Consider the following 19,699-nt stretch of genomic DNA (forward strand, 5'->3'; position numbering starts at 1 on the left):
TACGCTTTAGTTGGCGCAGCGCTTTCCAGCTTCGTCAACCGCAGCAGTGAACCCAAGCAGGCTGAAAGTATCCTGCGTTTTGGTTCCGCGCGCACTTTGTGCGTTGGCGACGGCTTTCGCGCCACCCTTCATTGCTGCAATGATTTTGGCGTCATCAGCCGGGCTTGCGGCCCATGCCCATTCACCATCGGTGAACAGCTGATAGCTTTTGCCGCCAATGGTCAGGTCCACGGTCGAGCCGGGCGCGAAGGGATAGCCACCCGTGAACGACACTTCGCCCTTCACGTTGTTACCGGGGCGATAGCTGACAAACAGCAGAATATCACTGCGCTTCACCGCTACGGCACGGCCGTTTTTGGTGTTCACGGTTTCCTTCGGGCTGGAGACGCTCCAGCACTCGGTCGGGTTCTTCTCGACGAAAACGCTCCAATCGGTGTTCGCTGCCACCCGGTTCGAGCTTTCTTGTGCCATGACACCTGTCGCTGCCACTGACAGGCCAAAGGCGCCAATTGCACCCAAGATCAAACGATTCATGTCTAATACAGCCTCCGCTGCCTCTGCCTCGGACCGTTGCGTTGCCCCCGGCCATCTTAAGTGGCCCTTGACCAGACCGCTCAGGTCGTTTCCATGTCTGCAAGCGCAGTTTAGCGTCAAAAGACAGGGTAATGAAAGCCCCGGTGGCGGATTTCCGCGTGTTTCCGGGCTGAAGGAGAGCGATATGGGCAAGGCAGAGCGGTTGGTCGAGGTTTGGCGCGGCGATATTCTGGAAAGCCAGCACCGTGGGCACGCTGTTGTCGTCGATAAATCCGGTCAGATTGTGCACGCTTGGGGCGACCCCGATCAGGTGATCCTGCCACGCTCCTCGGCCAAGATGCTGCAGGCGTTGCCGCTGGTGGAAAGCGGGGCTGCGGATGCGGCTGGGCTGACCACGGAACAGCTTGCCCTGTCCTGCGCCAGCCATCAGGGAGCAGCGATCCACACCGACCGCGTCTCGCGCTGGTTGGCGGATATGGGGCTGGGCAATGATGACCTGCGCTGCGGTCCACAATGGCCAGCCGACAAGCCCGCCAAGGTCGGTCTGATAAAGGCCGATGACAGCCCCTGCCGCATTCACAATAACTGCTCGGGAAAACATGCTGGCTTCCTGACACTCAGCCGCCATTTGGATGTGAAAGACCCAGAATATGTCGAGGTCGACCACCCCATTCAGGTGGCAATCAAGCAAGCGTTTGAGGAAGTCACGGACGAAGTTAGTCCCGGATTTGGTATCGACGGGTGTTCCGCCCCGAACCACGCCAGCACGCTGCTGGGCATGGGGCGTGCGATGGCTGGGTTTGCCGCGGCGACCGAAGGCGGCAACGCACGCCAGCGCGCCTCGGTCCGTCTGCGCGAAGCAATGATGCTGCATCCCGAGCTTGTGGCCGGTGAAACCCGCGCTTGTACCGAGTTGATGCGGTCCGCGCCGGGCAAGGTGGCCCTGAAAACCGGGGCCGAGGCGTTCTTTGTCGCGATCATCCCCGAGCTTGAGATGGGTGTGGCCCTGAAGATCGAGGACGGCTCAACCCGCGCATCCGAATGCGCGGTTGCTGCAATTTTGGTAAAGCTGGGCGTGTTGGACCCGGCGCATCCGGATGTGAAGAAGCGTCTGAACCCGGATGTGCTGAACTTTGCAGGGCTGAACACAGGCTTCATTCGCCCGTCCGAGGCAGTGTTGGCGGTTTAACTATCGCTCAAACCAAGTCGGTGATCAGCTTCAACGCCATGGCGGATGAGGCGATCACCAGCAGGGGTTTGATCAGGCGTGCGCCGATGCGTGACGCCAACGATGATCCGACATATGCGCCCGCCATCTGCGCCGCACCCATCGCCAGTCCGATGATCCAAAGGGGCGAGAGCACCAAGAGGAACCCGGCCAACCCGCCCACATTCGACGCGAAGTTCAGAAGTTTCGTGTGGGCCGTGGCTTTCAGGATGCCGTGGCCTGCCATTGCGACGAAGGCCAGCATGTAGAAGGCGCCTGCACCCGGGCCAAGTAGGCCGTCGTAAAAGCCGATCAGCGGAGCGAAGGTTAGTGCAAAGACAGCGGGCGTAAGCCGCTGGTGTCGATCAGAGTCATCGAGCCCCGGCTTCAGCGCAAAGAACAGCGCGATGGCGACCATCAGGATGGGCAGGATCCAGCGGATCAGCTCGGTCGGCAGCGCGTTGACGGACAGCGCGCCCAGAAGGGCTGCGACAAAGGACAGGGCCGCAGGTTTCACCTGTCGGCGCAGGTTCACATGGCCTTTGCGGGCATAGGTGATTGCTGCCATGCCCGCCCCGAACAACCCCTGCACCTTGTTGGTGGCCAGTGCTGTCACCGGCGGCACGCCCGCCAGCAAAAGGGCCGGGACCGTGATCAACCCGCCGCCGCCTGCAATGCTGTCGATAAACCCGGCCACGAACCCGGCGGCCAGTAGGAAAATCAGGATTTCCGTTGAAAACTCAGCCATTTACGAAGTCTGGCTTCGCATAGCCTTGGATATACAGAAGCGCGGTCAGATCGCCGTGGTTGATGCGGATATCGCATTCTGCCGCGACCGAGGGCTTGGCGTGGAGCGCCACGCCTGCGCCTGCCAGACCCAACATGCCAAGATCGTTGGCCCCGTCCCCCACGGCCATCACGTCATCATGGGACAGGCCAAGACGGGCGGTGATCTCTTTCAACGCTTGCACTTTGGCCTCGCGCCCCAGAATGGGCATGCCAACGGTACCGGTCAACGCGCCATCAGCCACGTTCAGCGTGTTGGCGCGGTTTTCGTCAAAGCCCAACGTGGCCGCGACATGGGCGGTGAAGGCGGTGAATCCGCCGGACACCAGCGCCGCGTAAGAGCCGTTCGCTTTCATCGTTGCCAACAAAGCCTTGCCGCCGGGCATCAAGGTGATGCGGTTGGCCAGCACGTCGCCAATGACACTTTCCGGCAGACCTTTCAGAAGCCCGACCCGTTCGGTCAGGGCACCTTCGAAATCCAGCTCTCCGTTCATCGCCCGGGCGGTGATATCTTTCACCCGCTCGCCGACGCCCGCCTCGTCCGCCAACTCGTCGATGCATTCCTGCTGGATCATGGTCGAATCCATATCCGCCAGCAGCATCTTCTTTTTGCGTCCCTCGGCGGGCAACACGATCAGATCGACGCCCAGCTTCTGCAGATCGCCCCACACGTCCCATCGATTGTCGGGCAGAGCCTCAAGCGAGAACTCGGCCGCTTCATCTGGGGCCAGCCAGTCCGCATCCCCTCCGCCCCACGCATTGCGCAGGTTCTCGACCAAAGCCGGTTCAAGATTGCGGGCAGAGGGCGAGGCGATCAGCGTGGCGATATACATGGGCGGGCCTTCAAGTGGTCGTTTCAACTGCCCGTTTCATGCGGCAGATCAGGCAAGGTTCACAAGCGCAAATCGGCGAAAGCTTTGCAAAAGCCGGGTTTCGAGCCGTGACGCAAGTTTCCGATAGTAGTCAAACAGCGTCTGTTTTCGACTCCTCAAACAACAGTTCCGACATTTTTTGCTTGTGCAGCACGGAAACGCCCCTTACTTCGGTCCGTGGGACACCCTTCCCCAACGAAGGGCACATATCTGCGAGGGTATCATGACTGATATTGCACAACCGGCAACGCGGCCGGCTAATCCGCGTTTTTCCTCTGGCCCCTGTGCCAAACCCCCCACATGGAATCTTGATGCCCTGGCCGACGCCGCCTTGGGTCGCTCGCACCGTGCCGCCATCGGCAAGGAGAAGCTGAAAGCAGCCATCGAAGGTACGCGCGACGTTCTGGGCATCCCCGCTGACTATAAAATCGGCATCGTTCCCGCGTCCGACACCGGTGCGGTTGAAATGGCCCTTTGGTCACTTCTGGGCGCTCGCAAGGTCGAGATGCTGGCATGGGAATCCTTCGGGTCTGGCTGGGTCACCGATGTGGTGAAGCAGCTGAAAATCGACGCCGTCGCAAAGACCGCCGATTACGGCCAACTGCCCGATCTGGCGTCCGTCGATTTCGCAAATGACGTTGTCTTCACTTGGAACGGCACCACCTCGGGCGTGCGCGTTCCGAACGGTGACTGGATTGCGGATGACCGCGAAGGTTTGACCATCTGTGACGCGACCTCGGCCGCGTTTGCGATGGACCTGCCGTGGGACAAGTTGGATGTGACCACCTTCTCGTGGCAGAAAGTGCTGGGCGGCGAAGCTGCACACGGCATTCTGATCCTGAGCCCCCGCGCTGTTGAGCGTCTGGAAAGCTATACCCCCGCATGGCCGCTGCCGAAAATCTTCCGCCTGACCAAAGGCGGCAAGCTGATCGAAGGCATCTTCACCGGTGCGACGATCAACACGCCGTCGATGCTGGCTGTCGAAGACTATCTGTTTGCTCTCGATTGGGCGCGTTCGGTTGGCGGGCTGGAAGGTCTGATCCACCGCGCAGATGCCAACACCAAAGCCGTCGCCGACTTCGTCGAGATGCGCGATTGGGTCGACTTCCTTGCTGAGGATGCGGCGACGCTGTCGAACACCTCGGTCTGTCTGAAGTTCACCGACGATCGCATCCAAGACGGTGCTGCCTTCGCCAAGGCCGTTGCCAAGCGGTTGGAGAACGAAGGCGTGGCCTTGGACATCGGCGCCTATCGCGACGCGCCAGCCGGTCTGCGCATCTGGTGTGGCGGCACGGTCGAAACATCGGACGTCGAGGCCCTGATGCCGTGGCTTGATTGGGCGTTCAACGCCGAAATCGCAGCACAATAAAGAATTTGCTCTGCGCAACAACGCGCAGAGCCTTCCCCATCATCTTTGAAGAAGGACCAACACCATGGCCCCCAAAGTTCTCGTATCCGACAAGCTTTCGGAAACCGCCGTACAGATTTTCCGCGACCGCGGCATCGAAGTCGACTTCGAACCCACGCTGGGAAAAGACAAGGACGCTCTGGCTGCCAAGATCGGAGACTATGACGGTCTGGCGATCCGCTCGGCCACCAAAGTGACCGACAAAATCCTTGAAGCCGCGACCAACCTTAAGGTTGTTGCCCGCGCCGGGATCGGTACCGACAACGTCGACAAAGTTGCTGCCTCGAAAGCCGGTGTGATCGTGATGAACACGCCGTTCGGCAACATGATCACCACCGCCGAGCACGCCATTGCGATGATGTTCGCTGTTGCCCGTCAGATCCCTGAAGCCTCGGCCTCGACCCATGCTGGAAAGTGGGAAAAGTCGAAGTTCATGGGTGTCGAGCTGACCAACAAGACGCTTGGCGTTATTGGCGCAGGCAACATTGGTGGCATCGTCTGCGACCGTGCGCTTGGCTTGAAGATGAAAGTGGTCGCCTATGACCCCTTCCTGTCGGAAGAGAAAGCCGACAGCATGGGCGTTGAAAAGGTCGAGCTGGACGAGCTGCTGGCCCGCGCCGATTTCATCACTCTGCACGTGCCGCTGATCGACGCGACCCGCAACATCCTGAGCCGTGAGAACCTGCTGAAAACCAAAGCCGGTGTGCGCATCATCAACTGTGCCCGCGGTGGTCTGGTGGATGAAGAGGCGCTGGCTGATCTGCTGAAATCGGGCCACGTGGCTGGCGCTGCCTTCGACGTGTTCGCCGAAGAGCCCGCAACCGAGAACCCGCTGTTCAACCTGCCCAACGTCGTTTGCACCCCGCACCTTGGTGCTGCAACAACCGAAGCACAGGAAAACGTGGCGCTGCAAGTTGCCGAGCAGATGTCGGACTACCTGCTGACAGGTGCCGTGCAGAACGCGCTGAACATGCCGTCGGTGACCGCTGAAGAAGCTAAAGTCATGGGCCCGTGGATCAAACTGGCCGAGCATCTGGGTGCTTTCGTGGGTCAGATGACCGACGAGCCGGTGAAGGCTGTGAACATCCTTTATGATGGTGTCGCGTCCGAAATGAACCTGAAGGCTCTGGACTGCGCTGTGATCGCTGGCCTGATGAAGCCGCAAACGCCTGACGTGAACATGGTGTCGGCCCCGGTTGTGGCGGCTGATCGCGGCATCAAGACCTCGACCACTACGCAAGCCAAGGGTGGCACATTTGATGGTTACATCAAGGTGACGGTTGTGACGGCAAACCGCGAGCGTTCGATTGCAGGTACTGTCTTCTCGGACGGCAAACCGCGCTTCATCCAGATCAAAGGCATCAACATCGATGCCGAGATCGGCAGCCACATGCTCTACACCACCAATGATGACGTACCGGGCATCATCGGTACGCTGGGTAAAACCATGGGCGAGAACGGCGTGAACATCGCGAACTTTACCCTGGGCCGTAAGGAAACCGGTGGTGACGCGATTGCACTGCTGTACGTGGACCATGGGATCTCGGACGACGTGCTGAACACGCTGCGCGACACCGGCCTGTTCAACTCGGTCAGCCCGCTTGAGTTCGACGTCTAAGCGTCAAACATACAACGGAAAGCCCCGGCCCTTCGCCGGGGCTTTTCTTTTTGGGCCATATGCTTAGGTTGTCCAAAGAAGAAGGAGCACCCCCATGCGCGCCTATGCGATCGGAGATATTCACGGCCATCTGGACAAGCTTGAAGCTGCCCATGCGCTGATCGCGGAAGATCGCGCGCGTTGTGGTGATATGGATGCGCCCGTGGTGCACATCGGAGACCTCGTGGACCGTGGTCCCGACTGCAAAAGCGTGATCCAATACCTGATCGACGGTCAGGCGCGTGGCGAAAACTGGGTGGTGCTGAAGGGCAATCACGACCGCATGATGGAGATGTTCCTGCGTGAACATCCCATGGTCGATACCCAGCTTTTGATCGACCACAACTGGCTGCATCCCCGGATTGGCGGGATCGAGACGCTCGCCAGCTATGGGGTCGAGGTGCCTGAGGGCATCCGCACGTATCAACTACATCCTGAGGCCCGCGCGGCGGTGCCAGAAAGTCATCGCGACTATCTGGCGAACTTGCCGTCCAGCTATCGGTTAGGAGATTTGTATTTCGCCCATGCAGGCATCCGTCCGGGCGTCCCTTTGGATCAACAGACCGAGGATGACCTGTGCTGGATCCGCAAGGAATTCCACCAATCCGACGCCAATCACGGCCCGCTGATCGTGCACGGCCACACTCCGGTGGATGAGGTCTCACATTATGGCAATCGTCTGAATATCGACATTGGCGCGGGGCATGGCAAAGGCTTGGCCGCCGTGGTGATCGAGGGGCGCGATGTTTGGCGGCTTGGCCCGGATGGGCGAGAAGCGGTTGCTAAATGTTGATTTAGGATCTGATTTTCGTGGAGGGTTTTGAGTGATTAATCAATTTCGGTTCGTCGTATTGGCGATTGTTTTCTTGGTGCTCATCGTAGCGCCTCCAGAAATTGTGCGAAAAAGAGAGCGAGCTATCGCAGCACATTATGTTTCAAAAGGTGATCTGGATACGGCATCCACGGTCTATGACTTTCTCCGCTTTCAGCGAGATCCGATTGGGAAAAATAACTTTCACGCGTTGAACTACTATCGTCAGTTCAACAAAAGCAAACAGGCGCGGAAAATGTCGTCGAAAGCTGCGTATCATGCTTGGAAAGAATTGGGTGCCGCTGGCGTGGGTGCATCTTTCTGGAACCTGGCAATGTTCAACATCAAGTATGGTCGAAGTGATGTTGAAGAAGACCAATGGACAACGCATTGGCTTAGATCCGCGTCGATTGTTGGCTTGCATGAAGCTGGTCAATTGCTGGCTGCTGGCGAAGAGGAGTACAGCAGGTTACTGGTGCTCGCTGAGTTGGGTGATCCGGGTGCAGCCATGACTGTGGCGTCTGCTGCGCATCACGCCGGAAACACATCCCAGAAGCTCTGGGCATTGAGCATCGCGGCGAATGCCGGAGATGTCTATGCCATGTCCAATTTGGGGTTAGAGCTGATCGGTGAAAACCAGGAAGGTGCAGAAAAATGGCTGACTTTGGCCGCAGATCAGGGAGAGATCGCAGCGGCGAATAGGCTTGGTGATTGCTACAATCGCAGCTTCTATTTTTGCGAGCAAAGGAACCTTGAACTGGCCGCGCATTACTATGAAATCGCGCTTGGGCCCGTTCCACCTTACGCGCCCCCTAAGATCTACATGGGTTCGGACTATGCGATCAGGTTGGGGACGACTGCCAGATGGATCAGCCGCCCACTTGGTCACGCCGAAAGCGCGGCATACGAACTTGGGAAGCTGTATATGAGTGGGACAGGTGTGCCGATTGATCTGGTGCGCGCAGAGGAGCTTTTCTTGCGCGCAGATGGGCGCCGAGATTCTGACGAAATTCTAGCGCAACTACGGGGCATGATCGCGGCCGAGTAACCTTATGCTAAGGTGGGTTGCCGTAAAGGGCCATTAACAGTTTTGCGGGTTTAGGATCGAGCGCTGCCCCCAGGACACCTCACTTCTGCGCTTTCGCCAGTTCGAGCTCGGCCTTCAGCTTCGCCACTTCTTTTTGCAGCTCAAGTGTATTGCTGTCCGTCGCTTCGTTCGCGGCCCGCACGGGGATCAGGGCGGGGATGTATTTCGGGCAGTTCCAATCCAAGGCGACCACATCAATGACCAGAAGACGTTCGGCGGGAACCCCCTCCAACGAGAACTGGGCGAGAATGTCTTGATCCGCCTCTTCAAGCAGAAGCAGGCTGGCCCGACCCTGAATTTTCAGGCGCGCGCGGTTCATGTAGTCCATCAGGAACAGCGGCATACGCGGGTCATCTGCACATGGCCCATTGTGATGAATTGCCGATTGCCGACGTAATCGAGACAGGCCAGCCTATTGGACCCAATAGCACGCAGAAACCCCGGCGGTTCTCCGCGATGCTGGACATAGGGCCATCCATCCGGACTGACGCTGGCGATCGAGCGCTATGTATTTGTCATGGCTGCCTCGTCTTTTTGCAGGTCCGCGACGTTGCCGCGAAACATCAGGTCTACATAGTCTTCCATCGCGCGTTTCTTCCATATCAAGAAAGCATAGAAAAACCGGCCAGCGCGTCGTGCCCGGAGTATCTACAGATACGGTAATGTGAACAAAAAAGCCCCGGCGTTTCCACCGGGGCTTTCTGTTTCGAGTGACTAAGATTTACTCTTCGTCTTTTTTCTTTTTCGGTTCAGGAGCGATCTCTTCACCGGTTTCCTGATCGACGATTTTCATCGACAGGCGAACCTTACCGCGGTCGTCGAAGCCAAGCAGTTTGACTTTAACTTCCTGGCCTTCTTTCAGAACGTCCGAAGGATGGTTCAGGCGACGGTTTTCGATCTGGCTGACGTGCACAAGGCCGTCGCGCTTGCCGAAGAAGTTCACGAAGGCGCCGAAGTCGACGATCTTCACAACTTTACCGGTGTAGATCGCGCCTTCTTCCGGCTCTGCAACGATCGAGTGGATCATCTCGTAAGCCTTGGCGATGGCGTCGCCGTTGGGCGATGCGATCTTGATCACGCCGTCGTCGTTGATGTCGACCTTAGCGCCCGACACTTCGACGATTTCGCGGATGACCTTACCGCCCGAACCGATCACTTCACGGATCTTGTCGGTCGGGATGTTCATGGTCTCGATGCGCGGTGCGTGTGCCGAGAACTCCTGACGACCTTCCGACAGTGCTTTGTTCATCTCGCTCAGGATATGAAGGCGACCCTCTTTGGCTTGTGCCAGGGCTTTCTCCATGATCTCGGGCGTGATGCCTGCGACCTTGATGTCCATCTGCAGCGACGTGATGCCGTCTTCGGTACCAGCCACTTTGAAGTCCATGTCACCCAGGTGATCTTCGTCACCCAGAATGTCGGTCAGAACAGCGTACGAACCGTCATCTTCCAGAATCAGACCCATGGCAACACCAGCAACCGGTGCTTTAAGCGGAACAGCCGCGTCCATCATGGACAGCGAACCACCACATACCGATGCCATCGAGGACGAGCCGTTCGACTCGGTGATCTCGGACACAACGCGGATGGTGTAGGGGAAGTCGGTGGCCGACGGCAGAACTGCCTGCAGCGCACGCCATGCCAGCTTACCGTGACCGATTTCACGACGACCGGTGAAACCAAAGCGGCCCACTTCGCCGACCGAGTAGGGCGGGAAGTTGTAGTGCAGCATGAAGTTCGACTTGTAGGTGCCGGTCAGCGCGTCGATCATCTGTTCGTCGTCGCCGGTGCCCAAAGTGGTCACAACCAGACCTTGGGTCTCGCCACGGGTGAACAGGGCCGAACCGTGCGTACGGGGCAGGATGCCTGCTTCCGATACGATCGGGCGCACGGTGTCCAGAGCACGACCGTCGATGCGCTTGCCGGTTTTCACGACGTCGCCGCGAACAACCGAGCTTTCCAGCTTCTTCAGGGCCGAACCAAGGTTCGCGTCTTCCTGCTGCTCTTCGGTCAGAGCGGCAACGATTTCCTCTTTGGCAACCGACAGGGCCGCAACGCGTTCCTGTTTGTCGGTGTTGCCGTATGCGGCGCGGATTTTATCTTCGCCAGCGGCTTTAACAGCTGTGTAGAGGTCCGAGTAATCAGCAGGCTGATAGTCAAACGGCTCTTTCGCGGCTTCTTCGGCCAGATCAATGATCAGGTCGATAACCGGCTGGATTTCTTGGTGTGCGAAGTTCACAGCGCCCAGCATCTCGGCTTCGGTCAGCTCGTAGGCTTCCGATTCCACCATCATCACGGCGTCTTTGGTACCAGCAACAACAAGGTCCAGACGCTGGTCTGGGTTGTTGCGCAGCTGGTGCATGTCGTCGCAAGTCGGGTTCAGAACGTATTCACCGTCTTCAAAACCAACACGTGCCGCAGCAATCGGACCCATGAAGGGCGCGCCCGAAATGGTCAGAGCAGCCGATGCAGCGATCATTGCAACGATGTCGGGATCGTTGACAAGGTCGTGGCTCAGCACGGTGCAGATTACCAGAACTTCGTTTTTGAAGCCGGGAACGAACAGCGGGCGGATCGGACGGTCGATCAGACGCGAGGTCAGCGTCTCTTTTTCGGTCGGACGCGCTTCGCGTTTGAAGAAGCCACCGGGGATTTTACCAGCGGCATAGTATTTTTCGTTATAGTGAACTGTCAGCGGGAAGAAGTCCTGACCGGGCTTCTGTGCCTTCGCGAAGGTCACGTTGGCCATTACGGAAGTTTCACCCAAAGTGGCGATCACAGTTCCGTCGGCCTGACGGGCAACTTTGCCCGTTTCCAGAGTGAGGGTTTCTTCGCCCCACTCCATCGATTTTTTAGTTACGTCAAACATCATGTTTTCCTAGTTGGAAGCACTCCCGGCCCTCCGGGTCTTCCGTTGTCATGGTGGCCCCATTGCCACCGACCCCTTTATCGTTTCATGCGCCGGGATCGAAGCGCACGTCTCAGATGCGTGCGCCTTACAGGAAAACAAGGGGTTTGGAAAGCAAAACCGTTAGCGCTGATGTGCCCTAGCTGTGGCGGCGACGTGGGTGCTTGGTGATGCCGAAAGCCTTGCGGGCAGTGACAAGGCGCAGATCCTCGGGGTCCATGCCCATGGACAGGATGGTTTCCCGGTCAAACCGCTGCCGCGCGACGTCGGGATCGTGCTTGGTGCCGAACAGCTTATCGATCCAGCCCATTCCGAAGCTAACGTGGAAGGTGGCTTCGTGATCCTGAAAGTGATGGGCCAGGTGCGAGCGGGTTATGCGCTGTCCAAACCAACCTTTCGGCACATTCACATGGGCCAGAGTGTGGCAGTATTCATAGAAAGTGAAGGCACTGACCGACCCGACGAACAGGGCCACATAGGCAAAGAGCGCGGCCGGTCCCAGCCCCAGAACGGGCCAGAGCACAAGCGTATGCGCGACAAAGGATATCGTACCGAACTTCAGCGCGTACCAATGATCCCCGCCCGTGAAAAACTCGGGATCATTGGGAAACTCGTGATGGCCGATATGGCTTCTGTAAAGCTCGTTGAACACACCCTGATCGGTGGGTGGCTCGCGGTGCAGAAGGAAACGGTGCATGGCATATTCGACGAAGAACTGTGCCAACACGCCATAGGCGATGGCCAGCAAAAGCCACGGGTTGAACCAGTTCACCAGCGCAACCAGCCCTAGAAACCAGAACGGAAACAGCCGGTGCAGGCTGCCCATATTCATCAAAACGCGAATTGCTTCTTTCATCGTCGTCTCCTCACCTTTGGACAGGCTGAGCGATGAACGCGGGTCATTTCAAGCCAAACCAAACGTCAAGTAGGGCGGGGTTTAGGGGGAGTGGCGTGGTTGAAATGCCCTCATTGGTTGACGATGCGCGTCTGATTGCTTCACAGTTGAACCAGTTATGCGGTTCCGTTTCATCGCCGTGAAGCGGATTGTCCCTGTTGTGTGGAAGTTTCCCTATGCTGCGATATCTGATCCTTGTGTTGTGCCTGTTTAGTCTGAGTTCCCCAGCGATGTCCGAGGGGCGCCAGCCAAAGATATTGGTGATCGGCGACAGCCTGATGGCGTGGCACAAAATGTCAAACCGGTCGATCGGGGACATGCTGGGCCGCTATCTGAAGGAACCCGTCGTCAATCGTTCGGTCGGCGGTGCACGTATCATGTATGAATTGCCGATATCGGGCAGCATGGGCATGAAAATCAGCCGTCAGTTTCGGGGCGAACACTGGGACTGGGTGATACTGAACGGAGGCGGAAACGACCTTTGGTTTGGGTGTGGGTGCAAGAGATGTGGCCGCAATATCAACCTGATGGTCACGATCAACGGGCAGTACGGCTATGTTCCAGATCTGATCAATCGGATACGAGCCACGGGCGCGAAGGTTATCGTGATCGGCTATTTGCGGACGCCGGGTGTGGATTCCTCGATCGAGCACTGCCGGGACGATGGCGATGCCTACGAAGCCCGGCTTCAGCTTATGGTCCGCCAGATGAAAGGGGTCTATTTCCTGTCGAACAAGGATCTGGTGCCGTACGGAGACAAGTCATTTCACACCGCAGATATGATCCACCCGTCGTTCAAGGGCAGCGCGGTGATCGCCAAGCGGTTGGCGGTTATGATCAGGAAACTGGATCGTGAAAGGTAGTATCTGGGCGTTTATGCAGCGTTCAGATAACCAGCAAACAGCGAAATAAAGGCGCCAACATGAACCACCATGATTGCCTTATCCTTCCACATCACACCAACGGCGAACCAAAGAAAAATGCCCACGAAGAAGGCATACACGTTCCAAGGGGTCATGTTCAGGCCAGTCATACCGTAGCCAACCAACTGAATTGCCGTAGCAATCCATTTCACGATATCGACTGTTTGCAATGCACTCTCCCGTAAAGCAGTAGACTGATAGTATTGTGAAGAAAAACGCCCGCCTTTTGCAAGACGGGCGTTTCTATTCAAACGGGGCAGGTCTTAGCGACGCAGACCCAGACGCTTAATCAGGTCCTGATAGCGCGCTTCGTCTTTACCGCGCACATAGTCCAGCAGCTTACGGCGCTGGGCAACCATCTTCAGAAGGCCACGGCGACCGTGGTTGTCTTTCTTGTGGGTTTTGAAGTGCTCGGTCAGGGTCGCGATGCGCGACGACAGGATGGCAACCTGAACTTCGGGCGAACCGGTGTCGCCTTCTTTGGTGCCAAAATCTTTGATCAGGCGGTTCTTTTCTTCAACAGTGATCGACATCGGGGTCTCCTTCATAGGTTAAAGTGGATGGCGCAGGCCGGGATGTCGTCCAGCAAGGCCCATGGAGATACCCGCCATTTTCAGACGGATGGGGGTGTCTAGAAGGATTCTACGTCAAACGCAAAGGAAATCATTGCTCAGAAGGGGTGACCTTAATTTCGTCGATAATCTGCGTGGCCCAGTCGCCCAGCACCGGGATGAAGTCGATCGAGCCCAGCATATAGATGACCCAAGAAACCAAGATTGTGGCACCCAGTACGGATCCCAAACCAAAGGCCAGCCCGCGATACAGCTGAAACATCCCTAGTTTGAACAGGCTGTCATGCAGACGAATGAAACGATGGTTGTTCATGCGTTCGACCTCGGCCCGAAGGGCGCGCACCTCCTGCGAGAGCTGCTCTTCGCGCTGAGCCAGCGGGTCGTTCGTTTCACTGTCAGAATCTGGCATCAGTCGATCCTCGTTTTGGCGGCGCGGGGATGTCGTTAACACTTTGTTAACTTTCGATTTGATTAAACTTGTCCGCATATTCAGGTCGAAGAATGCGTGGTGTTTCATACATTCGCAAGCGGTGATCGGCATCATCGACGCGATTGACGTGTTACCGGAACAATATGGGCGATGTACTAGATGCTTTTTGGGTTGTTGTTTCTAAGCCTTATGCCAGTTGCCTTAATGGCGGAAAGCTTCACGGACGAAGTGGGGAATGATTTTGACGGCAATGGGGGCGGATCTGGTGACCTTGATGGGACCGGTTCTCTGCCACCAAACACCAATGGGATCGGCGACATCTTGACCCCGAACAGTGGGGCCGGGGATGGGGACAGCCCGGAGAAGGATCAGACCCTGTTGGATCAGCTGTTGGGCAGCGAAACCGATTCGCACTATGGGCGTGAAGAACTGGATTACTTTGTTCCTGAAACAGATGAGCATGTTCTGACCAACGCAGACGATGATGTGACCCTTGATGGATCTGGGGCCGATGGTGATGCAGGGCAGATATCGACGTTCAAAGGTACGGCTGTCGTTGGGGGGGATGGGCCAATTGATGTGCTTGATGCAGGTGCAGGCAATGACACGATCCAGGCGGGTGACGAAGCGGCCTATTTGTTTGGCAATGAAGGCGATGACACGATCATAGCGGGCACTGGCGCATTGGCGGCCTTTGGCGGGCAGGGCGATGATCGCTTAGATGGTTCTGACAGTGTGGACAGCTATCTTGACGGCGGCAGCGGGGACGATGTGCTGACCGGTGGGGACGGCGATGATCAGCTGTTCGGCGGCAGCCACGAGGATGAGGTGCCCAGCGATCTGGATGCCACCGATAACGACATTCTGGATGGTGGTGATGGTGACGATATCCTGAAAGGCGGTCTTGGAGCGGATTGGCTTCTTGGCGGGGATGGCGATGATGTAATCGACCACTTCGGCCATGCGATGGAAGAAAGCGGAGCCGAACAGCACGAATATGACTGGCACAATGACGGAGCGTCAGATGTTTTGGATGGTGGCGCAGGCAACGACACGCTGATCTTCGGTGCGTCAGACGTGGCTACCGGAGGCGAAGGCAACGACGTGTTCTGGCTGTACTCTGATGGGAATTTTGAGGTGCCTGTGGCTCAGGTCATGGATTTTGAAGCCGGCCGTGATTTCCTGCGCGTCTCGCTGGATGAAGGCGAGGGGCACGCGGATCTGACCTGCGAAGTTTCCCCTTCGGACAATGGTGAGGATGGTGTGGTGACTGTTGGCGGTCAGATCGTTGCCATCCTAAAGGGCGCGCCAGATGCCACTGCGCGCGATGTATATGTTGAAGTTCGTCCCGAGGTTTTTGCCTAGGTTCGAAATCTAGAACCAGTTCTCGGGTTGCTGGGCGTAGGCGATATAAAGCGGATGCTTTGGGTGCCCTTCCTTGGTTAAGCCCAAGTGAAACGTCGGCTGATTTGCTTGGCGTAGAAGCTCTTCGACTTCTGGCCCGCGTGACAGATGAGCGCCGTGGGTGCCCCAGCCGCAGATGACCTGATCCGCCCAAGGACAACTTTCCAGAATGGCAGCATCATTCGCTGGACCCACCGGGTCGCTTGCCGCCCGCATCTTACGCGGATCTGTGTCACGCCACGCGAAGATATTTGTGACCCGAAATGCGCCAAATCCAAGGGTGCGGGCGCGCCGCTCGCAGCGTTCAACCGTGGGGTCGTTTTGAACTTCTGTCGCCGTTGATGGGTTCAACATAATGAACAGCGCCTTACGCCCGGCGGGCTCCCACACACGGGTCAGCGTATAGCGATACTTCTCGCAATCCGAATAAACTGCAGTTGAATGGGCATCGCCCTTTTGAAACTCACGTGTGATCATGACTGCTTTCTGCGCATTGACCCAAGTCTTGGCAACCCCTTGCGTTGCTGCGGGAATGATCGGAAGGTGAAGGAAACGGAGCAGATCATGCTGATATCCGAAGTCATCCGCAAGAAGCGCGATGGTCAAGTTCTGACTGGCGACGACATTACCGTGATGGTGGACGGCATCGCCAGAGGTGGCGCTAGTGATGCACAGGTCGCAGCATTTGCCATGGCCTCGTGGCTAAAGGGTTTGTCGCCGGATGAAACCGCCGCGCTAACCTTGGCGATGCGCGACAGTGGTGATGTGTTTAGCTGGCCAGACATGCCCGGCCCTGTGGTGGACAAGCATTCAACGGGCGGCGTCGGCGACAATGTCAGCCTGATGCTCGCACCCATTTTGGCCGCTTGCGGAGCCTATGTACCGATGATCTCGGGCCGCGGGCTGGGGCATACGGGCGGCACGCTCGACAAGATGGACGCAATTCCCGGTTATACCTCGCAGCCAGATAATGTTCTGTTCGACCGGGTCGTACGCGATGTGGGCTGCGCCATTATCGGCCAAACCGGAGACCTTGCCCCTGCCGACAAGCGCCTCTACGCGATCCGGGACGTGACGGCGACGGTCGAAAGCATCCCGCTGATCACCGCGTCGATTCTGTCGAAGAAGCTGGCGGCGGGGTTGGAATCGCTCGTGATGGATGTGAAATTCGGGAACGGCGCGTTTATGTCCAACTTCGAGGATGCGCGCGACTTGGCTGCGTCGATCCAGCGTGTGGCTCGATTGGCAGGGCTCAAATGCCATGCGTTGCTGACCGATATGAACGAGCCTTTGGCGGATGCAGCGGGCAACGCGGTCGAGACGATGAACGCGATAGAGTTTCTGACCGGCGCACGCCGTACCGAACGGCTAGAGGAGGTCGTGATCGCGCTTTGTGCTCAGATGCTGGTTGCGTCGGGCGCTGAATCTGAGGCGCACGCCGCAAGGAAACGCGTGGGTGACGCGCTTGAAAGTGGCCGTGCAGCCGAAAAGTTCGGGCAAATGGTGGCTGCGCTGGGTGGTCCGTCGGATATTCTCGAGAACGCTGAAGCTCATTTGGCCAGTGCCCCGGTTGTGACCGAACTCCGCGCGAGTGATGCTGGATATGTCAGCACCATCGACACCCGCGAGGTTGGGCTCTGTGTGGTCGAACTGGGCGGGGGGCGGCGCCGTGCAGCCGACAAGATCGACCCGGCTGTAGGTTTGACACGGCTTGCGCCGCTGGGAGCGAAACTGGAGAAAGGCGACCCAATTGCGGTGATCCATGCCGCTTCTGACGCGGATGCCGATGCGGCGAAGGCGCAACTGTCTGCGGCCTATCACATCGGGGAAGCACCGACGCCTGGACCTGTGGTCGCCGAGATTTTGACCTAGTTGCCCGCCCGTGCCGCAGGCACGGGCCACCCCCAACTAGCGCGGCCCGAAAGGGCCGGTGCTGGGCGGGAGTGTTACGCCAATTTCTTACAGGCCCAGCACGTCCAACATGTTGTATTCACCGGGTTTTTTGTCTTGCCCCCACAGGGCGGCCCTTACGGCCCCGCGCGCAAAGATGGCGCGGTCGGTGGCCAGATGGCGGAGAATGATGCGTTCGCCGGGGGCGGCAAACATCACGTCGTGTTCGCCCACGATGTCGCCACCGCGTACCGCATGAAAACCGATGTCGCCGCGTTTACGCGCGCCGGTGATGCCATCACGCCCCCGGTCCGAGACGTCGGCCAAATCAACTCCGCGCCCTTCGGCTGCGGCTTCGCCCAACATCAGCGCAGTACCAGAAGGCGCGTCCACCTTGTGGTGGTGGTGGGCTTCGACGATCTCGATATCGAAATCTTCGTCCAACGCAGCGGCGACCTGTTTGGTCAGCTGCACCAGCAGGTTCACACCAAGGCTCATATTGCCGGCGCGCACGATGGTGGCGTGACGTCCGGCCAATGCGATCTTTTCCAGATCCTCGTCGGTCAGACCGGTGGTGCCGATCACGTGGACGGCGCGGGCTTGGGCGGCGATCTCGGCCATGTCCACGGTTGCAGCGGGCGCGGTGAAGTCGATCACCGCCTGCGCCTTGGCCATGGTCTCCAACGCGTCATCCGTCACTGTGACGCCCACAGGCTGACCGCCCATGCATTCACCCACATCGCGTTCGACCCAGTCATGGCCGGGGCGTTCCAATGCACCCACAAGGCGCGCCTTGTCGTTGGCCAGCACCTCTTTGATCAGCATCTGACCCATTCGGCCCGAGGCCCCCATCACCACAATGCCCGGCAAATCGCTCATAACTGTCTCCGAATTTCGTTTGGGGTTGTCTAACCTGCGCGCGCCCAGTTGGCAAAGCCCTGTTGCGCACAAGCGCATCAAGGAATACATGGCGGATATGGCAAAGAACCGTTTTGAAGACCAACGTGGCCCCAACCAGCGACAGCTGCGCGTGGCTGAACTGATCCGCCGGACCCTGTCCGAAGCCCTTATGCGTGGCGATGTGCACGACCCTGACCTGTCGCGCATGTCCATCACCATTGGCGAAGTACGTCTGTCCGCAGACCTGTCGATTGCAACCGTCTATGCGCTGCCTTTGGGTGGCAAGGGCGGGACCGAGGCCGTGAAGGCTTTGGCCCGCAACAAAGGCGAGCTGCGTCGCATTGTAGGTCGCGCGATCAAGATCAAGCACACGCCCGAGCTGCGCTTCATGGTGGATGAGACCTTCGATCAGATGGATCACACCCACCGCCTGTTGCAGCAAGAAGATGTGCAGCGCGATCTGCGTAAACCGGACAGCGACACCGACGAGGCCGGAGAAGACTGATGGGACGCCGCAAGAAGGGGCGCGATATCCACGGCTGGCTGGTCGTGGACAAGCCCGCTGGTATCAGCTCGAATGCTGTTGTGAACAAGGTGCGCTGGGCGATGGACGCGAAGAAGGCGGGCCATGCGGGCACGCTTGATCCGGAAGCAACTGGCGTTTTGGCCGTGGCTTTGGGCGAGGCGACGAAGACCGTTCCCTATATCACCGACGCGCTGAAGGCTTACGAATTCACCGTGCGTCTGGGGCAGGCGACCAACACCGATGACGCCGAGGGCGAGGTGATTTTGGAAAGCGATGCCCGCCCCTCGGATGAGGAAATTCAGGCCGCTTTGGCGCAGTTCACCGGCGACATCATGCAGGTGCCGCCGAAGTTCTCGGCCGTGAAGATTGATGGCGAGCGTGCATATAAGCTGGCCCGCGATGGCGAGGATGTCGAGATCGCCGCCCGCCCGCTTTGGGTCGAGGAACTGGTGATGGTGTCCCGCCCGGACGCCGATCACGTCACGTTGGAAATGACTTGTGGCAAGGGTGGATACGTACGCTCAATCGCGCGTGATCTGGGCGAAGCGCTGGGCTGTCACGGCCATGTGCGCAATCTGCGCCGTATCTGGTCGGGACCGTTTGATGCGGAAGATGGTGTGACCATCGAGCTAATCGAAGAGCTGGCCAAAACCGGAGAGCTGGACGCCTATCTGCGCCCGCTCGAGGAAGGTTTGCAGGACCTGCCAGAACTGAAAGCCAGCGCCGAGGGCGCAACACGTTTGAAGCACGGCAATCCTGGCATGGTTCTGACGTCAGAGGTGGAATATGGCGACGAGGCTTGGGCGTCTTACGAGGGCAAGGCGGTTGCCGTCGGCAGATATCGTGCGGGCGAACTGCATCCCAGCCGGGTGTTCAACCAGTAAAACGC

Annotated in this window: 21 protein-coding genes; 10 read left to right on the forward strand and 11 right to left on the reverse strand. The window is 58.2% G+C overall.

Features of this window, described 5'->3' with window-relative positions; genetic code table 11:
- Nucleotides 1-6 precede the first annotated feature (6 nt).
- Complete coding sequence (locus ACP15F_RS14675; RefSeq protein ID WP_424941565.1) at nt 7-534, reverse strand: invasion associated locus B family protein; 528 nt, start codon at nt 532-534, stop codon at nt 7-9.
- A 184-nt stretch (nt 535-718) separates the two neighbouring features.
- Between ACP15F_RS14675 and ACP15F_RS14680 the strand changes: the two genes are divergently transcribed.
- Nucleotides 719-1,723, forward strand: coding sequence for an asparaginase (locus ACP15F_RS14680; protein ID WP_424941566.1), 1,005 nt, complete (start codon nt 719-721; stop codon nt 1,721-1,723).
- A gap of 7 nt (nt 1,724-1,730) precedes the next feature.
- Here the strand turns inward: ACP15F_RS14680 and ACP15F_RS14685 are convergent, their stop codons facing one another.
- Complete coding sequence (locus ACP15F_RS14685; RefSeq protein WP_424941567.1) at nt 1,731-2,489, reverse strand: TSUP family transporter; 759 nt, start codon at nt 2,487-2,489, stop codon at nt 1,731-1,733.
- Nucleotides 2,482-3,360 carry a phosphoserine phosphatase SerB gene (gene serB / locus ACP15F_RS14690; protein WP_424941568.1) on the reverse strand — a complete coding sequence of 293 codons (879 nt, stop codon included), beginning with the start codon at nt 3,358-3,360 and terminating at the stop codon, nt 2,482-2,484. The genes ACP15F_RS14685 and serB overlap by 8 nt, the downstream gene beginning before the upstream one ends.
- A 262-nt stretch (nt 3,361-3,622) precedes the next feature.
- Between serB and ACP15F_RS14695 the strand changes: the two genes are divergently transcribed.
- The 4 genes from ACP15F_RS14695 to ACP15F_RS14710 all read left to right on the forward strand — a co-directional run bounded on the left by ACP15F_RS14695 (nt 3,623) and on the right by ACP15F_RS14710 (nt 8,323).
- Nucleotides 3,623-4,768: a phosphoserine transaminase gene (locus tag ACP15F_RS14695; RefSeq protein ID WP_424941569.1), complete on the forward strand. Its 1,146-nt coding sequence runs from the start codon at nt 3,623-3,625 to the stop codon at nt 4,766-4,768.
- 64 nt (nt 4,769-4,832) lie between these two features.
- Nucleotides 4,833-6,425 carry a phosphoglycerate dehydrogenase gene (gene serA / locus ACP15F_RS14700; protein ID WP_424941570.1) on the forward strand — a complete coding sequence of 531 codons (1,593 nt, stop codon included), beginning with the start codon at nt 4,833-4,835 and terminating at the stop codon, nt 6,423-6,425.
- Between the two features lie 94 nt (nt 6,426-6,519).
- Nucleotides 6,520-7,257: a metallophosphoesterase gene (locus tag ACP15F_RS14705; protein ID WP_424941571.1), complete on the forward strand. Its 738-nt coding sequence runs from the start codon at nt 6,520-6,522 to the stop codon at nt 7,255-7,257.
- A 274-nt stretch (nt 7,258-7,531) separates the two neighbouring features.
- Nucleotides 7,532-8,323, forward strand: coding sequence for a tetratricopeptide repeat protein (locus tag ACP15F_RS14710; protein ID WP_424941572.1), 792 nt, complete (start codon nt 7,532-7,534; stop codon nt 8,321-8,323).
- Nucleotides 8,324-8,402: 79 nt separating this feature from the next.
- On the opposite strand, the gene ACP15F_RS14715 is transcribed toward ACP15F_RS14710, so the two are convergent.
- The 3 genes from ACP15F_RS14715 to ACP15F_RS14725 all read right to left on the reverse strand — a co-directional run bounded on the left by ACP15F_RS14715 (nt 8,403) and on the right by ACP15F_RS14725 (nt 12,126).
- Complete coding sequence (locus tag ACP15F_RS14715; RefSeq protein ID WP_424941573.1) at nt 8,403-8,705, reverse strand: hypothetical protein; 303 nt, start codon at nt 8,703-8,705, stop codon at nt 8,403-8,405.
- 378 nt (nt 8,706-9,083) lie between these two features.
- Entirely contained in the window at nt 9,084-11,231 is a 2,148-nt protein-coding gene (pnp, locus tag ACP15F_RS14720) for a polyribonucleotide nucleotidyltransferase (RefSeq protein WP_424941574.1), read from the reverse strand.
- Nucleotides 11,232-11,409: 178 nt separating this feature from the next.
- The gene (locus ACP15F_RS14725) at nt 11,410-12,126 is read right to left on the reverse strand and encodes a sterol desaturase family protein (RefSeq protein WP_424941575.1); all 717 of its coding nucleotides are present in this window, start codon (nt 12,124-12,126) and stop codon (nt 11,410-11,412) included.
- Nucleotides 12,127-12,341: 215 nt separating this feature from the next.
- On the opposite strand from ACP15F_RS14725, the gene ACP15F_RS14730 reads away from it, so the two are divergent.
- Nucleotides 12,342-13,028, forward strand: a complete 687-nt coding sequence (locus ACP15F_RS14730; RefSeq protein WP_424941576.1) for an SGNH/GDSL hydrolase family protein — start codon at nt 12,342-12,344, stop codon at nt 13,026-13,028.
- 11 nt (nt 13,029-13,039) lie between these two features.
- Here the strand turns inward: ACP15F_RS14730 and ACP15F_RS14735 are convergent, their stop codons facing one another.
- The 3 genes from ACP15F_RS14735 to ACP15F_RS14745 form a co-directional block, all read right to left on the reverse strand.
- Nucleotides 13,040-13,258: a DUF6552 family protein gene (locus ACP15F_RS14735; protein ID WP_424941577.1), complete on the reverse strand. Its 219-nt coding sequence runs from the start codon at nt 13,256-13,258 to the stop codon at nt 13,040-13,042.
- Between the two features lie 93 nt (nt 13,259-13,351).
- A complete protein-coding gene (gene rpsO, locus ACP15F_RS14740; RefSeq protein WP_424941578.1) occupies nt 13,352-13,621 on the reverse strand; it encodes a 30S ribosomal protein S15 in 270 nt (89 codons plus the stop codon).
- A 130-nt stretch (nt 13,622-13,751) separates the two neighbouring features.
- Nucleotides 13,752-14,069 (reverse strand): DUF5665 domain-containing protein, encoded by a 318-nt coding sequence (locus ACP15F_RS14745; RefSeq protein WP_424941579.1) that lies wholly within the window; start codon nt 14,067-14,069, stop codon nt 13,752-13,754.
- 180 nt (nt 14,070-14,249) lie between these two features.
- Between ACP15F_RS14745 and ACP15F_RS14750 the strand changes: the two genes are divergently transcribed.
- Nucleotides 14,250-15,455 (forward strand): calcium-binding protein, encoded by a 1,206-nt coding sequence (locus tag ACP15F_RS14750; protein WP_424941580.1) that lies wholly within the window; start codon nt 14,250-14,252, stop codon nt 15,453-15,455.
- Nucleotides 15,456-15,464: 9 nt separating this feature from the next.
- On the opposite strand, the gene ACP15F_RS14755 is transcribed toward ACP15F_RS14750, so the two are convergent.
- Complete coding sequence (locus ACP15F_RS14755; RefSeq protein WP_424941581.1) at nt 15,465-15,971, reverse strand: DUF1643 domain-containing protein; 507 nt, start codon at nt 15,969-15,971, stop codon at nt 15,465-15,467.
- An 87-nt stretch (nt 15,972-16,058) separates the two neighbouring features.
- On the opposite strand from ACP15F_RS14755, the gene deoA reads away from it, so the two are divergent.
- Nucleotides 16,059-17,366 (forward strand): thymidine phosphorylase, encoded by a 1,308-nt coding sequence (gene deoA, locus ACP15F_RS14760; protein WP_424941582.1) that lies wholly within the window; start codon nt 16,059-16,061, stop codon nt 17,364-17,366.
- A gap of 87 nt (nt 17,367-17,453) precedes the next feature.
- Here deoA and dapB read toward each other — a convergent pair whose 3' ends face one another.
- Nucleotides 17,454-18,263: a 4-hydroxy-tetrahydrodipicolinate reductase gene (gene dapB / locus ACP15F_RS14765; RefSeq protein WP_424941583.1), complete on the reverse strand. Its 810-nt coding sequence runs from the start codon at nt 18,261-18,263 to the stop codon at nt 17,454-17,456.
- A gap of 97 nt (nt 18,264-18,360) precedes the next feature.
- Here dapB and rbfA point away from each other — a divergent pair, with 97 nt between their 5' ends.
- Nucleotides 18,361-18,789 carry a 30S ribosome-binding factor RbfA gene (gene rbfA, locus ACP15F_RS14770; RefSeq protein ID WP_424941646.1) on the forward strand — a complete coding sequence of 143 codons (429 nt, stop codon included), beginning with the start codon at nt 18,361-18,363 and terminating at the stop codon, nt 18,787-18,789.
- On the forward strand, nt 18,789-19,694 hold the full coding sequence (gene truB, locus ACP15F_RS14775; protein ID WP_424941584.1) for a tRNA pseudouridine(55) synthase TruB: 906 nt from the start codon (nt 18,789-18,791) through the stop codon (nt 19,692-19,694). The genes rbfA and truB overlap by 1 nt, the downstream gene beginning before the upstream one ends.
- Nucleotides 19,695-19,699 lie beyond the last annotated feature (5 nt).

This window comes from Aliiroseovarius sp. S253 (genome assembly GCF_049800855.1).
Classification (GTDB): Bacteria; Pseudomonadota; Alphaproteobacteria; order Rhodobacterales; family Rhodobacteraceae; genus Aliiroseovarius.